Source organism: Streptomyces sp. NBC_01474, assembly GCF_035918215.1.
Lineage (GTDB): Bacteria > Actinomycetota > Actinomycetes > Streptomycetales > Streptomycetaceae > Streptomyces > Streptomyces aureus.
In genome coordinates, this window is record NZ_CP109449.1 from 2,122,461 (window position 1) to 2,136,618 (window position 14,158).

Here is a 14,158-nt window from a genome sequence, read left to right on the forward strand (position 1 = left end):
AGGGGGAGGAGATCCGCATGAGTCGTGTGTTGCGTCTGTTGGAAGGATCGTGCGCGGTCGTCGCGGTGCTCTACGCAACACTCCTGGTGCTGTTCACCGACTCCGACGCCCTGCTGATCGCTTACAGGAACGGTGACCTCGACTCGACGATCACGGTCTTCGCCGTGGCGTGCATCGGCTGGCTGGGGCTGCGCATGGCGCGCTCCCCGCGGCACCTCTCAGCCGGGCTGCTCGTTGGTGGTGCGTGCGCTGTTGGGATCATGGCCCTGCTGTGGTGGACGACTCGCCCCACCGTGGAGGAGCACCACGTCACGCCCGCTCCGAGCACTGGGCTCTTCTCGGACTCGCAACCGTCCGAGAACTCTCCGGGCTCGGCGCCCCCTCCCGCACCGCCGACAGCCGGGCCGTAGCCGACGTGACTTGAAAGCCTGGCTGACTCTTCTGCGGCCGAGGGCGCCGTCGTGCGTACATCAGCGGGGCCACAACTCGTCCGTACCGTGGGGCCCAAGGAAGTGCGTATAGACAGGCCCTAGCGTTGTTCACGGTGTGATGTGGCCCTCTGATCCGCGGGCCACTAGGGCGCGGTCAGGGACGTGAGTACCGGCGGCCTGTGCTGTCGCCGTATCCGCTCGCTGCCCACGGACTCAGTTGGCGCCTTGCCACCCCTCTACGGCATCCTCGACGATCGCTGGGTGACCCTCTACCTCTGGCTTCCCATCGTGTTCGAGGTCTGTGCGGTGCTCTTCCTGGTCACGTCGGTGCTGCGGCGCCGCTGGAACGCGATCGTGCCGGACATCGCCATCGTGTTGGCGGCCGGAGTCTGGTTGCTGACAGCGGTTCGGCATTGGCACTGGTGGCTGGCCTGCCCCGCGGTTGTGCTGTTGCTGGTTGGCGGTAAGGCGTGTGGGAGGCATCGCGAGACATCAGCGGCGGACACGGCGTGAGGTTGGCGGAGCCTCAGCGGCTGAATCAAGCTGCGGCACCGGAGGGTTTGATGTCCGGCCTCATCCTTATCAGGTCGATCACAGGAGGCTGTCGACACCGGTCAACCTGGCCTGCGCCTCGGCCGATCGTCCACTGAGGTCCACCGCCGAGCGCTGCTGTTCGTGCTTGTTGGTGTCAGCCGCTGATGTCAGCCGTCACACGCGGTTCTTGCAGAGGGCGACGCTGTTGAGCGACTGGGGCTGTCTCCGGTGTGGCGGAGGATGGTGCTCATGTGCGCTCTTTTCGAACCCCCCGAGCCTCGCCGCGTCTCGCCGGGCGAGTACCTAGAGTGGGACCAGGCTCTCGCCCTTCTGAACCGGGACCTGGCGGTGACGCTTCCCCAGCTGGAAACCCTGCAACTGCTGGCCCTTCCGTCCTACGCTGCGGATGAGCCGGAGGACGTCTACGTCGCCATGGCCAACGGCGAGTGGCACGGCAATTGCCTGGACCCGAACTCACAAGACAGCCTTGCCTCTGCACTGGCGAGCGTCGCCGACGCCGCGCAGGAGACCGTCATGGAGCTTCTGTGGCAGGCGTGGCCCCTGTGCCCCGAGCATGGCCTGGGCATGCATCCAAGGGGGGATGCACAGGAGCGACTGTTCTGGTGGTGCGCAGGAGAACGGTTGCGTCGCGGCCCGGCTCATATCCACGCGGCCGTGGGCGCACTCGACGCTTTGGAAGCGTCAATCCGTACACGGTCTTGAAAACCGTCGTGGCGCGAGTCACCGTGGGTTCAAATCCCACACCCACCGCGCAGGTCGAAGGCCCCTGACCAGGAACATCGGTCAGGGGCCTTCGCCATGCAGATTGCCTGTTGGTGACCGCAGTTCCCCGTGAGTTCCCGGCCTACCGGGCACGGATGGGGCACGGGTGCCTTCTGATCCGTAGCTCTATGCGGAACGGTCGGCGGTGGTCATACCGGTCGCGAGATGGCCACACGAGGACGCTAACGGACGTGATCGGTTGCTGAGGTTGCTGTACTTCGCTGCTGTACCGCAGTGAAGTCAGCCTGCACTACACGTGACTCGTGGTCGCCCTGCTCAGGGGCCACGACTGCCGGCCGGAACGGCAGGCTGCGCAGATCCCGACCAACACGCTTTCCAAGTCTGTTGGTCGGGATCTGGCGGTGGCCCGCTGTGGTTCACGCCCGTTCGCAACGACGCCAACGACACGATGCACGACGACGACACCGGGTTCCGCTGTGTGACGACGACTGAGCAGATGGCCCCCGCAAGCGGTGACGATTAGGGTGACCTGAACCTCATGTTTCACTCAACTGCCGCGACAGGAAAGCGAGTCGCTCCCTAGGGTCAGTTCCTGACGGTCGACGGGGGCCGCTTTCAGCGAGAGAAAAACGGGGAAACACGTGCGTCCAATACCCAAGATCGTCGCAGTCGGCTGCGCCGTCGCTGCACTTGCCGCTGCGGGTCTGTACCCGCCAGTGCCGGGACAGTCCATCCGATGATCTGCCCGCCCGACCGGGGCTACGACTTCTCGGGCTGCCACACGTATTACAGGGACATGGAACCCCGTTCCGGCGGGGACAGCGGCACGACGATCAGCATCACCTTCCACAAGGGCAAGACGACGACGTCGACGGTCGGCGGGGCGGTCTCCGGCGAAGCCAAGGTGGTGTTCGTCAAGGCGTCGGCTGAGTTCGACTACCATTTTGCCTGGCAGTGGACGAACAGCTCCACCTACACGTGGTCGTGGAAGGTGCCGAACACGATGAGGCACGGTTACCTGCACGCCGGGGTGAAGGCCAGGTACACGAAGTGGAACTACAACCAAACTGAGCCCAACTGCAAGATCAAGGTGCTGCGGAAGGGATCGGCGCGGCTGGTCTACAACGGCCGCGAGACGTGGCACGGGAAAAGCTGATGCGCAGCGCAGGGATTGTTCTGCTGGTGGTGTCCGCCGCTGTGGTGTCCGGGTGCAGCGGCGGGAAGAGTACGCCGCCTTCGCCGCCTTCGCCGAGTGCCTCGAAGGCAGCAGCGCTGGTGTCCGATCCGGAAAATCCTGAGAAGGGCGCTAAGACACCGGGCCGGCTGGGTCCGGGGACGGTGAAGCTGCCCGTGGCTGCGGACCGGATTGCCGCATTGTCCGTGCGGTATGACTGTCTCGGTCCCTCAGGTGGTCTGAACGTCAGTAATGGGACAGCGCTGCGCGCCGGGATCGAAGTGTGTGACGACAGCGCCACCTACGGTGCCTCGATGAAGACGAAAGACCTGGATGGCCGGAAGTTCGGCGGTACGGTCAAGATCGAGGCCGACAAGCGGACGCGGTGGCGCGTTTCCGTCAGCATCACCGACAAGGATGGCGTCAAACAGACAGTCCATAGCTGAACTTGACTCTGCCGGGGATCTTGGAGTTGCCCGGTGCGTCGGCGTGACTGGTGGGCATGCTCGGGGTGTTGGCCGAATCGTCACACCGGTAACGCCCAACCAGCACTCTTCAACAAGATCGTGCTACGAGCTCTAAGGCCCCTTTCCCGGGGCCGGTGGGCCATGCGTGGGCCAAGGTGCCCTCCGTGGGAGCCTAAACAGGCTCTGACCAGGGCATATGCCCTGCAAGCGTGACGCTCTTGAAAACCGTCGTGGCGCGAGTCACCGTGGGTTCAAATCCCATACCCACCGCCCAGGTTGAAGGCCCCTGACCAGGAACATCGGCCGGGGGCCTTCGTCATGCGCGTTGCCTGTTGGTGACCGCGATTCCCCGTGAGTTCCCTGTCTATCGGGCACGGATGGGGCACGGCCACACACGGGTTTTGAGGTTGGTCGTCATCCTTGTCAGGTCGATCAAGGGGAGACGTCGACCTCGGCCAACCCGCTTTGTGCCTCGACTGGCTGTCTACCTTTGATCTTGGCCAGTGCTCCGCCGTTTACGGCGGGGGTGAAGGCCATCTCAGGGCTGCTCTGAGCCGCACGTTCGCACGGGTCCGCAGTGTTGTCCTCAGCCGGTGGGGCGCTGCTGGTTTTCGATGTACTGCTTGACGACGGTCAGCGGTGCGCCGCCGCAGGATCCGGCGAAGTAGGAGCCGGACCAGAAGTGTCCGCCCCACAGGTAGCGGCGGACGTGGCTGTCGTATTCCTGGCGAAGCCTGCGGGAGCTGACGCCCTTGAGGGAGTTGACCAGTTTGGAGAGCTGGACCTTGGGCGGATAGTGCACGAGCAGATGCACATGGTCCTGCTCGCCGTTGAACTGCTTGAGTTCGGCCTCGAAGTCGGTGCAGACGTCGCGCATGATCTCCTCGGTGCGCGTCAGCATGGCGTCGGTGAATGCCTTGCGCCGATACTTGGTGACGAATACCAAGTGGACGTGAAGGTTATGGACGACGTGACGGCCGGTGCGTACGTCAGGATTTGGGTTCCATCGTGGTGACATAAGCCAACTGTAGTAGGGTGATGGTCATGGGTGAACTCGTGTGGGAGAAGCGGCAGTTCGGGCACCGCGCCCGGCTGGCGCTGACGCCCGCACAGGTCCGGCTCATGGATGACCAGGCGCACGCGGCACGCGCGATGTGGAATCAGCTCCACGACCTGTGGCAGATGACGCCGAAGTGTCAGCGCGCTCTGACGCGCATGGATCAGGCGTTGCGGCAGGCCCGCAAGGAGATCGACTGGTACGCGGTGCTGCCCGCGCAGGCCGCGCAGGCGGTACTCAAGACGTACTTCCAGGCGTGGCGGAACTGCTGGGACGGGCGTGCGGACGAGCCGAACTTCAAGGCCCGCTTCCGCACGGCATTGTCGGTGGACATCCCGCAGGGCCGGGACTTGCAGATCAAGCGAGTACACCGACGGTGGGGCATGGTCAACATCCCCAAGGTGGGCCGTGTCCGGTTCCGCTGGACCAAGGATCTCCCCGTCGGCAAGCTCGCCGACAGGGAGAATCGGATCACCGGGGCACGGCTGGTCAAAGACGGGCTCGGCTGGCACATCGCCTTCCGTATCCAGACCCTTGAGCTCAAGCCGGAGCCCCACCAGGGTCCCGAGGTCGGTATCGACGCCGGGGTGAAACTGCCGCTTGCGCTGTCCGACGGCAACCACCAGGACCACGGACGACCTGCCCGGCTCCCGGACGGCACCGCCGACCGGGACAAGTGGCTGAACCCGCAGGAGAAGGCCAAGCTGCTCCGCCTGGAACAGCGCGCCGCGCACCGCAAGAGCTTCCGCAAGCCGAAAGAGCGCAGCTCCAACCGGCTGCACGTCACCTACGACCAGATCAGGCAGCTCCGCGCAAGAGCCACGCGCCGAGCAATCGACTGGCAGCACAAGTCCACCACCGCCATCGCCCAGCAGTACGGCACGGTCGTGGTGGAGCAGTTGCAGATCACGAACATGGTCAAGTCCGCCAAGGGAACCATCGAGAACCCGGGGAGGAACGTCGCGCAGAAGTCCGGCCTGAACCGTTCCATCAGCCAGGAGGCGTGGGGCCGCACCGTGACACTGCTGACGTACAAAACCGCCCGAAACGGCGGAACCCTGGTCAAGGTACCCGCCCCGAACACCTCCCTGCGCTGCTCCGCGTGCGGATTCGTCACGCCCGGCAGCCGCGAAGACCAGGCCACGTTCGTATGCAAGAACCCGGACTGCGGATGGTCGGCGAATGCCGACTGGAACGCGGCCCGGAACGTCTTGCACCTGTACCGGATCGGCCTCGTGGCGATCCCGGCTGCCGGGAGGGCAGTCGTCAGGCGCACCCGTGGCGTCAAGCCCGCTGCTGCAAGGTAAGCAGGAATCTCCTTCCTGAGCCTGCGAAGGGAGGAGAGCACTTCAATGAGGTCCAGCGTCGACCGCGGCTGTTCCGCGCCTGCGGGTGTCAGCTGCTGACGTCAGGAACCGGGGTGTTCGACGAGTTCGGGCTACTTGCACGCCGGATCATGTCCACCACCTGTACCGCCTGCTCCGGGTGGGCCCATAGCCGTACAGGCCCTACAGACGATTCGCACTCGATCACCAGCACTCTGTCCGGGAGCCACAACTTTCCGCGGAAGGTCATTTCGCGTGCGCGGATGTAGCGCAGATCTGTCGGGAGTCCACGTAGCCGCGTCCACGACCAGCGAGGTATCCATCGGAACTCGCCTCCGGCCAGTACGCGACCGAGGCTGTAGCGCCGCCCTTCGTCCGGCAGGTTGGCCCCGACCGGGAAGAGGACTGCTTCCCCTGCCTCGGCCCGAGCGGCTGTTCGCCGCGCTCGCCGTTCCATGAGAAACGCCCCGATCACCGTGCCGAGGAAGGCACAGACCCCTGTAATCATGCGCGCAGTAGAACAGGTGGCCAGCTAATCGCCAAGAGGTTCGGCGCACCTCGGACCTGGTCAGCGCTTCTGCTTGTAGCGGTCGAGGAGTTCTCCGGCGGCGACGACGATCCCTGCGAGGAGGGCACACGTGTACCACCTCTTCGGGTCGTCGAACACCTGGGCAAGCGACCAGAACATCACGGTGCCAATGACCCAGGCTATGGCCCAGGCCAAGGGTTCCGGCACGGCCGGGCGTGGGATCTTCACGGGGTGAGGCTACGTGCCGCCAGCCCCGCACCCGACCTCTTTCCCTAACCCACTACTTCCCCAGCTCCCATCCCGTCCGCCGTCGACCCACACGTCTGTGGAGCGGGCGTGGTTCATGGCGTCCAGGTGGAGCGCCCAACTGGACGAACGACCTGGACGCCATGGGCCACGTCTGCTCGGCTCTGCCTGGGTCGATGGTGGACGGGATGGGAGCCCACCACGCTCACCACGAACCGGCCGGCACTCGCGTACGGCGCCCCGGCCATCCCAGAGTCTGAGCGCCCCCGCCGGAGGCAGACGCCTTGGCCTGTGGCCCCTTCACACGGTGATCGCCGATTGGCCTACGGCCCTATCCATGAGTGGGCAGGCGTCGGCGCAGCCGGGGCGGAGCGGGCCGAAGGCAGGAGCGGCGCCCCGAGCGGAGCCGGAAAGCCCGCCCGGCGGAGCGGAGCGCAGTCGGGTGCTTGATGAGGTAGAGAAACTCGTAACAGCTCTATGACTCCCCGCAGTTGGACTAGTTGCCTGATCGGTCGGTGAGGTTGCGTCCGTCATGGGTTCGGATGTGGGGCGCCATGCCGTCAGGGCATCTGCGATGCGGACGCTGTAGGCCTCGCTCATCGCGGCCATGACTTCGTCCGAGGCAAGCCAGGTCACCGCGGTCGACACGTCAGAGAGCTGTTCGTGCGATCGAGGTCGTCGCCATGGTCTTCCGGTGCCGGCCAGACGGTGGGGTAGGGCTATGGCGAGTGACAGCGTGGCGTCTTCAGCGATGGCGAAGTACCTACAGATCGCGGACGACCTGGCCGAGCAGATCCAATCCAACGCGCTTTAGCCTGGGTCTCCGGTACCCAGCGAATCGGACCTGATGGCCCGGTACGGAGTCGCGTCCGGCACCGTACGCAAAGTCGTGGCCGAGCTCCGCGCCCCTCAGTTGATCGAGACTCATCACGGGCGCGGTTCCTTTGTGCGCTCGCGTCCGCCAGCGTCAGTAGCCGGTGCCGCGCTTGACCTGGGCCCGCTCGATCGCATGGGTCGCACCCTTGTCGTCCAAAGTGCGACACGCGTCGGCAATGTCCTGGCTCAGGCGATCGATCTGCTCGCGGCTCAGGGTCTCCTTGACCAGGGCACGCATGATCTTCACCCGCTCCGCGTTGGGCGGGAGCGTGTACGCCGGTACCATCCAGCCGCGCTCGGCCGAGAGTTGCCAGGCGACGTCGGACTCGTCGTAGGCGTGCTTGCCGGCGAGACGGAAAGCGACCAGCGGCAGTTGCTCGAGGCCGCTCCCGATCACTTCGAAGCGGCCGGAGTTACGCAGGTTGTCCGCCAACGCGTGGGCGTTCTCCTGCAACATCTTCATGACGTAGGTGTAGCCCTGACGACCGAGCCGGACGAAGTTGTAGTACTGCGCGAGCACCATCGACGCGCCGGTAGAGAAGTTCAGTGTGAACGTCGCGTCGGTCTTGCCCAAGTAGTTCTCGTGGAACACGAGGTCCTTGGGCAGGTCGGACTCCTCGCGGAAGACCAGCCAGCCGATGCCGGGGTAGACCAGGCCGTACTTGTGTCCCGAGACGTTGATCGAACGGACCTGCTCCAGCCGGAAGTCCCATTTCGAGTCCGGGTAGAGGAAGGGCCACACGAATGCGCCGCTGGCTCCGTCGACGTGGATCGGGATGTCGAGGTCCCGCTCCTTGCGGACGTCCCGCAGGAGTTTGTCGATCCCGACGACGTCGTCCTTGTGGCCGGTGAACGTGGTGCCGAGGACGGCGACGACGCCGATCGTGTTCTCGTCGAGGAGAGGCTCCACGTCCTCCGGGCCGATCGTGTACTTGCCCTCGGCGAGCGGCACGATGCGCGGCTCGACGTCGAAGTAGCGGCAGAACTTCTCCCACACGACGTGGACGTCCCCGCCGAAGATCAAGTTGGGTCGGTCGACCGACAGATTGGCCGCCTGGCGGCGCTCCCGCCACTTCCACTTCAGCGACAGCGCCCCGAGCATGATCGCCTCGGACGAGCCCTGGGTCCGACATCCGGTTGTCTTGCCCGGCGCGTTGAAGAGGTCGGCGAGCATGCGCACGCAACGCTGCTCGATCTCGGCGGAAATCGGGTACTCCGCATGATCGATGAAATTGCGGTGGAGGTTCTCGGCGATGATCCGTTGCGCCTCCGGCTCCATCCAAGTGGTGACAAACGTGGCCAGGTTCCGCTGCGGGTCCCCCTCCATGGCGAGGTCCACATCCAGCAGCCTCATTGCGTCCGTCGCAGCCATGCCTTCCTCCGGGAATGTCTCCGAGGGAGCGGGCACGGTCAAGAATCGGTTGCCGAACAGGGCCGCGTCGTCACGCTTAGTCATATGACGATTCAAACAGCGCCGCTGCATGCCTCGGCGAGGGACACGCCGAGGAAGAACAGCGAGGCACCGAACTGGCTGCGGCCCTGCGCGCTACGGACGCTACGGAACAGCCCCTTCCTAGAGGAAAGGCACCGACCAGCCTCCCAAAGTTCGTAGGGTCGCCTGACCCCCCACCGCCCCACCGCCTACCCCACTCCCATCCCGTCTGCCGTCGCCCCCCACACGCATGCGGAGCAGGCGCGGTGCCGGGCGTCCAGATGGAGCGCGCCCCTGTACGAACAACTGTGAGGATTGGTCATGGCACCGCTCGGCGGCCTGACCCACCGAACGATTGACGCTTCGGGCTGTCCTCTCGGGGAATCGTCGGCGATCCGGGCGGTGCCGTGTCTGCTCGGCTTGACCTGGGTCGACGGTGGACGTGATGGGAGTCCCCGCCTCAGCACCCCACCGGCCGGCATCCCCGTACGGCGCCCTCGCCGTCCCGGAGCCTGCGCGCCCCCGGCGGAGGCATCGCCTTCACCTGCACCTCGGGCAGCGGCCCTGGCCAATTGGGCAAGCCCGAGGCGGGACTTCCGGCATGGTTCGGCGCCACGCCCCGGAGTCTAAATGTCTCTCTCGGTCATACCGCGAGGCCATCGCGGCCGCGTCGTGCGGTGAGGCTCTGGAAGGGACAGAGAAGCCGAATTTGATCTTGATCTCAGGGCTAGGGTGAGGGCTTCCCGCGACCCCCTTCGGAGGTGCCCGCCCGGTGGCTGACAGCTTTGTTCACCTGCACAATCACACCGAGTACTCGATGCTTGACGGGGCTCAGAAGCTCAAGCCGATGTTCGCCGAAGTCGAGCGGCAGGGCATGCCCGCGGTCGCGATGAGTGACCACGGCAACATGTTCGGTGCGTACGAGTTCCATCAGGTGTCCAAGGGCTTCGACGGCGTCAAGCCGATCGTCGGGATCGAGGCGTACGTCGCGCCGTCCTCGCGTCGCAACCGGAAGCAGGAGTTCTGGGGGCCCGGTGGGCAGCGGGCCATGTCCGACGACGGTGAAGGGTCCAAGGACGTCTCGGGCGGCGGACGTTTCACCCACATGACGATGTGGGCGCAGAACGTGAGGGGTCTGCGCAACCTCTTCTACCTGTCGACGGAAGCCAGCTATACGGGGCAGTTCCCGGCCGGCAAGCCCCGTATGGACATGGAGCTGATCAGCGAGCATGCGGACGGGATCATTGCGACGACCGGCTGCCCCTCCGGTGCGGTCCAGACCCGTCTGAGGCTGAAGCAGTACGACGAGGCACGGCAGGTCGCGGCCGCGTACCAGGACATTTTCGGCAGGGAGAACTATTTCCTCGAGCTGATGGATCACGGTCTGTCCATCGAGCGGGATGTGCGGGACGGGCTGCTGCGTCTGGCCAAGGATCTGAGCATTCCTCTCCTGGCCACCAACGATGCGCACTACGTCCACGCGGACCAAGCCGACGCGCACGACAACCTGCTGTGCATCGGCGTGGGCAAGAACAAGGCCGACGAGAAGCGGTTCCGGTTCTCGGGGAACGACTACTACCTCAAGACCGCGGACGAGATGCGCGGTCTGTTCTCCGAGATGCCCGAGGCGTGTGACAACACCCTGCTGATCGCGGAGCGCGTCGAGTCGTACGACGAGGTCTTCGACAACATCGACGAGATGCCGCAGTTCCCTGATGTTCCCGACGGGGAGACTCAGGAGTCGTGGTTGCGCAAGGAGGTCATGAAGGGCCTCGTCATGCGCTACGGTGACCCGATCCCGGCCGAGGTCCTGGAGCGGTTCGAGACCGAGATGACGGTCATCGGCCCGATGGGGTTCTCCTCCTACTTCCTCGTGGTCGCCGACATCTGCAAGTACGCCCGCGACAACAAGGTGCCGGTCGGTCCGGGCCGCGGCTCGGCCACCGGTTCGATCGTGGCGTACGCGACCCGGATCACCGAGTTGTGCCCGCTGGAGCACGGCCTGCTGTTCGAGCGGTTCCTGAATCCGGAGCGGATCAACCCTCCGGACGTCGACCTCGACTTCGACGACCGTCAGCGCGACTTCATGGTCCGTTACGTCGTCGAGAAGTACGGCGACGAGTACACCGCCATGGTCAACACGTTTGGCAAGATCAAGGCCAAGAACGCGATCAAGGACAGCTCGCGCATCCTGGGCTATCCCTTCCAGCACGGGGAGCGCATCACCAAGGCCCTGCCCGACGACATCATGGGCAAGTCCATCCCCCTGGACGGCATCTTCGACTCCACGCACCCCCGCCACGGCGAGTGCGGTGAGATCCGGGCGATGTACGAGAACGAGCCCGACGTCAAGAAGGTCATCGACACGGCCAAGGGCGTCGAGGGCCTGACCCGCGGCACCGGCGTGCACGCGGCCGCGGTCATCCTCTCCAAGACCAGGCTGACCGACCGGATCCCGCTGCACATGCGGGCCAAGGACGGCGTCAAGATCACCGGCTTCGACTACCCCAGTTGCGAAAACATGGGGCTGGTCAAGATGGACTTCCTGGGCCTGCGGAACCTGGGCGTCATCGACCACGCCATCCAGAACATCCGTGAGAACCGCGGTGTCCATCTGGCCACGGTCGACCCGGGCAACGGCGACGTCACGGACCAGGTCGTCATCCCGCTCGACGACAAGAACACGTACGAACTGCTTGCCTCGGGCGACACCTTCGGCGTCTTCCAGCTCGACGGCGGCGGCATGCGCACACTCCTCAAGGCCATGGAGCCGACCCGGTTCGAAGACATCGCGGCCGCCCTCGCCCTGTACCGTCCCGGCCCGATGGCCGCGAACGCGCACATGAACTACGCGCACCGCAAGACCGGGCGCCAGGAGATCCAGCCGATCCACCCCGAGCTGGAGCAGGCTCTGGAGCCGATCCTCGGCAACACCTTCCATCTGCTCATCTACCAAGAGCAGATCATGGCGATCGCCCGTCAGCTCGCCGGCTACACCCTCGGCGGCGCCGACCTGCTGCGCCGCGCCATGGGTAAGAAGAAGCCCGAGGTGCTGGCCGCCGAGTGGGAGAAGTTCCACGGCGGTATGCGGGGCAACGACTACTCCGAGGAGTCCATCAAGGCGCTGTGGGACGTCATGCTCCCCTTCTCCGGCTATGCGTTCAACAAGTCCCACACCGCCGGATACGGGCTCGTCTCGTACTGGACCGCCTACCTGAAGGCCAACTACCCGGCCGAGTACATGGCCGCACTGCTGACCTCCGTCGGCGACGACAAGGACAAGGCCGGCATCTACCTGGCGGACGCCCGCAAGATGGGGGTCACCGTCCTGCAGCCGGACGTCAACGAATCCGTCGCCGAGTTCGCGGCCATCGGCGACGACGTCCGCTTCGGCCTGCGCTCCGTCCGCAACGTGGGCGACAACGTCATCGAGTCGATCGTCGCGGGCCGCAAGGCGGGCGGAAAGTTCGGCAACTTCGCCGACTTCCTCGACAAGGTCGACCTGCCCGCCCTCAATAAGCGCGCCATCGAATCGCTCATCAAGGCAGGCGCCTTCGACTCGCTCGGCCATACCCGCAAGGGCCTCACCGCGGCCCACGAATACGCCATCGACGCGGTCGTACCCGTCAAGAAGGCCGCAGCCTACGGGCAGGACGACTTGTTCGCGGGCCTGGGCGCAGGCGGAGGCGACGACGGCACTGAGGCGTTCGGCGTCGACATCAAGATCGACGAAGGCGAATGGCCGCGCAAGCAACTCCTGTCCACCGAACGGGAGATGCTCGGCATGTACGTCTCCGCGCACCCCCTGGACGGCACAGAGAGCATCCTGGCGGCCAATCGCGACACCACGATCCCCGACTTGATCGCCTCCGGCCGGACCGAAGGCGTCGTACGGCTGGCCGGACTCATCACCAGCGTGCAGCCGAAGATGACCAAGCAGGGCAACTCGTGGGCCATCGTCAACCTCGCGGACCGGGACGGCCAGCTGGAAGTACTGTTCTTCCCCGCCACCTACCAGCTCGTCATGGGTGCACTCGTCCCGGACAGCGTGGTCTCTGTCCTGGGCCGCCTCAACGACCGTGACGGCACCATCAACCTCGCCGGGCAGGAGCTCCAGGTCCTCGATGTGACCTCCGCCGAACGCAGCGGCGCCGCGCCCGTCCAACTCCACCTCCCCTACCACCGGGTCAACGATCCCTCCGTACGGGAGCTCAAGCGCATCCTCCTCGCCCACCCCGGCCCCAACCCGGTCCGCCTGGCCATCCAAGGACCCCGCAAGACCACCGTGTATGTCCTGCAGGAAACGGTGAACGCCGGCACGATCGCATCCGACATCAAGGGCAGCTTCGGCCTGGACATCTGGCAGGGCATGGCGTGACCGAACCGGCTGACGAAAAAGACGTCATCATCCAACTCGACGACGTGAAGGCGTGCCCGGCCTGCGGCGAACAAAGGGTGCTCAAAGCCAGATTCGTCCACACGTGGAAGAACATGCAGGGCGAGGCCATGTCCGGGCTACGCGAGGCAGCGCTGTGCCCAGAGTGCGACCGGGGAACCCCGGCCGCAGACGAACTGCTCGCGCTGTTCGCCGTCGACGAGAAGCTCGGCATCAACAACATCGAGACGTTCGGCGCACTCGTCGCGGCCTGGGTCGAGTCCGTACGACACCAGAAGGCCGACGAGACGCTACTGCCAGATGAACATGAGCAGTGGAGCGGTGAGTTGTGAGCCGCTCCCCCTCATGCGAGATCCCGTCAACCTCGGCACGAGCGAAGTGGAGTTGCCATCCGAGCCGCCACCGACTGCCGCTCGCAGCACGTTCCTCAACTTTTTCTACCCGGAGCGTGCCGCCGAGTGCGCGGCCGCGGTGGCCGACCGCTACTCCGGCAGCTTGAGTCTGTCTGCCGCCCGAGAGCCGGGCCGCACTTGGCCAGCACGGCCGGTTTGATGGCCACGGCGTGTCTCTCAATTTCCAGAGCAATGACATTTCGACCGCGCGCGCTGTCCTTCTTGCGTGCGCGGCCATCCATCTCGCGCTCGGTGCGCGAGACGATGGAAGGGAGAAAGGCCCCATGCGAGCACTTCGCGTGGAGCGCATCATCGCGGTGACCGCCACCGGAATTCTGATGGCCGGTGGCGCCGCGATCGGCTCGGCCGGGACAGCCTCGGCCTCAGGCTCGAACTACCACGACTCCGGCTACCGTCATTGCTACAGCCGCGGCTGGAACTGGAACTGGAACGACGGCTGCTACTACGGCCGCGGCTACAACGACTACGGCTACGGCGGTGGCGGCTACGGCGGACGTTGACTGTCTGCCTGCTGAGAGCGCCGTGTGCGGGCCC

The 14,158-nt window shown here is 65.4% G+C and carries 12 protein-coding genes; 9 read left to right on the forward strand and 3 right to left on the reverse strand.

Annotated features, from left to right (window positions below):
- Nucleotides 1-17: 17 nt before the first annotated feature.
- From OG758_RS10190 to OG758_RS10210, 5 genes are all read left to right on the forward strand, one after another.
- Nucleotides 18-410, forward strand: coding sequence for a hypothetical protein (locus tag OG758_RS10190; protein WP_326709685.1), 393 nt, complete (start codon nt 18-20; stop codon nt 408-410).
- A 282-nt stretch (nt 411-692) separates the two neighbouring features.
- Complete coding sequence (locus OG758_RS10195; RefSeq protein ID WP_326709686.1) at nt 693-944, forward strand: hypothetical protein; 252 nt, start codon at nt 693-695, stop codon at nt 942-944.
- 270 nt (nt 945-1,214) lie between these two features.
- Nucleotides 1,215-1,688: a hypothetical protein gene (locus tag OG758_RS10200; protein WP_326709687.1), complete on the forward strand. Its 474-nt coding sequence runs from the start codon at nt 1,215-1,217 to the stop codon at nt 1,686-1,688.
- Nucleotides 1,689-2,445: 757 nt separating this feature from the next.
- Nucleotides 2,446-2,865 carry a hypothetical protein gene (locus OG758_RS10205; protein WP_326709688.1) on the forward strand — a complete coding sequence of 140 codons (420 nt, stop codon included), beginning with the start codon at nt 2,446-2,448 and terminating at the stop codon, nt 2,863-2,865.
- On the forward strand, nt 2,865-3,329 hold the full coding sequence (locus OG758_RS10210) for a hypothetical protein (RefSeq protein ID WP_326709689.1): 465 nt from the start codon (nt 2,865-2,867) through the stop codon (nt 3,327-3,329). Before OG758_RS10205 ends, OG758_RS10210 begins: the two co-directional genes overlap by 1 nt.
- A 607-nt stretch (nt 3,330-3,936) precedes the next feature.
- Here OG758_RS10210 and tnpA read toward each other — a convergent pair.
- A complete protein-coding gene (tnpA, locus tag OG758_RS10215) occupies nt 3,937-4,368 on the reverse strand; it encodes an IS200/IS605 family transposase (protein ID WP_326709533.1) in 432 nt (143 codons plus the stop codon).
- 26 nt (nt 4,369-4,394) lie between these two features.
- Between tnpA and OG758_RS10220 the strand changes: the two genes are divergently transcribed.
- The gene (locus tag OG758_RS10220) at nt 4,395-5,714 is read left to right on the forward strand and encodes an RNA-guided endonuclease InsQ/TnpB family protein (protein WP_326709690.1); all 1,320 of its coding nucleotides are present in this window, start codon (nt 4,395-4,397) and stop codon (nt 5,712-5,714) included.
- Nucleotides 5,715-6,300: 586 nt separating this feature from the next.
- Here the strand turns inward: OG758_RS10220 and OG758_RS10225 are convergent.
- The gene (locus OG758_RS10225) at nt 6,301-6,489 is read right to left on the reverse strand and encodes a hypothetical protein (protein WP_326709691.1); all 189 of its coding nucleotides are present in this window, start codon (nt 6,487-6,489) and stop codon (nt 6,301-6,303) included.
- 985 nt (nt 6,490-7,474) lie between these two features.
- On the reverse strand, nt 7,475-8,839 hold the full coding sequence (locus tag OG758_RS10235) for a glutamate decarboxylase (protein WP_326709692.1): 1,365 nt from the start codon (nt 8,837-8,839) through the stop codon (nt 7,475-7,477).
- A gap of 748 nt (nt 8,840-9,587) precedes the next feature.
- Here OG758_RS10235 and dnaE point away from each other — a divergent pair.
- From dnaE to OG758_RS10250, 3 genes are all read left to right on the forward strand, one after another.
- Nucleotides 9,588-13,193: a DNA polymerase III subunit alpha gene (dnaE, locus tag OG758_RS10240; RefSeq protein WP_326709693.1), complete on the forward strand. Its 3,606-nt coding sequence runs from the start codon at nt 9,588-9,590 to the stop codon at nt 13,191-13,193.
- A complete protein-coding gene (locus OG758_RS10245; RefSeq protein ID WP_326709694.1) occupies nt 13,190-13,543 on the forward strand; it encodes a DUF6300 family protein in 354 nt (117 codons plus the stop codon). Before dnaE ends, OG758_RS10245 begins: the two co-directional genes overlap by 4 nt.
- A 344-nt stretch (nt 13,544-13,887) precedes the next feature.
- The gene (locus OG758_RS10250) at nt 13,888-14,124 is read left to right on the forward strand and encodes a hypothetical protein (RefSeq protein WP_326709695.1); all 237 of its coding nucleotides are present in this window, start codon (nt 13,888-13,890) and stop codon (nt 14,122-14,124) included.
- Nucleotides 14,125-14,158: the final 34 nt, after the last annotated feature.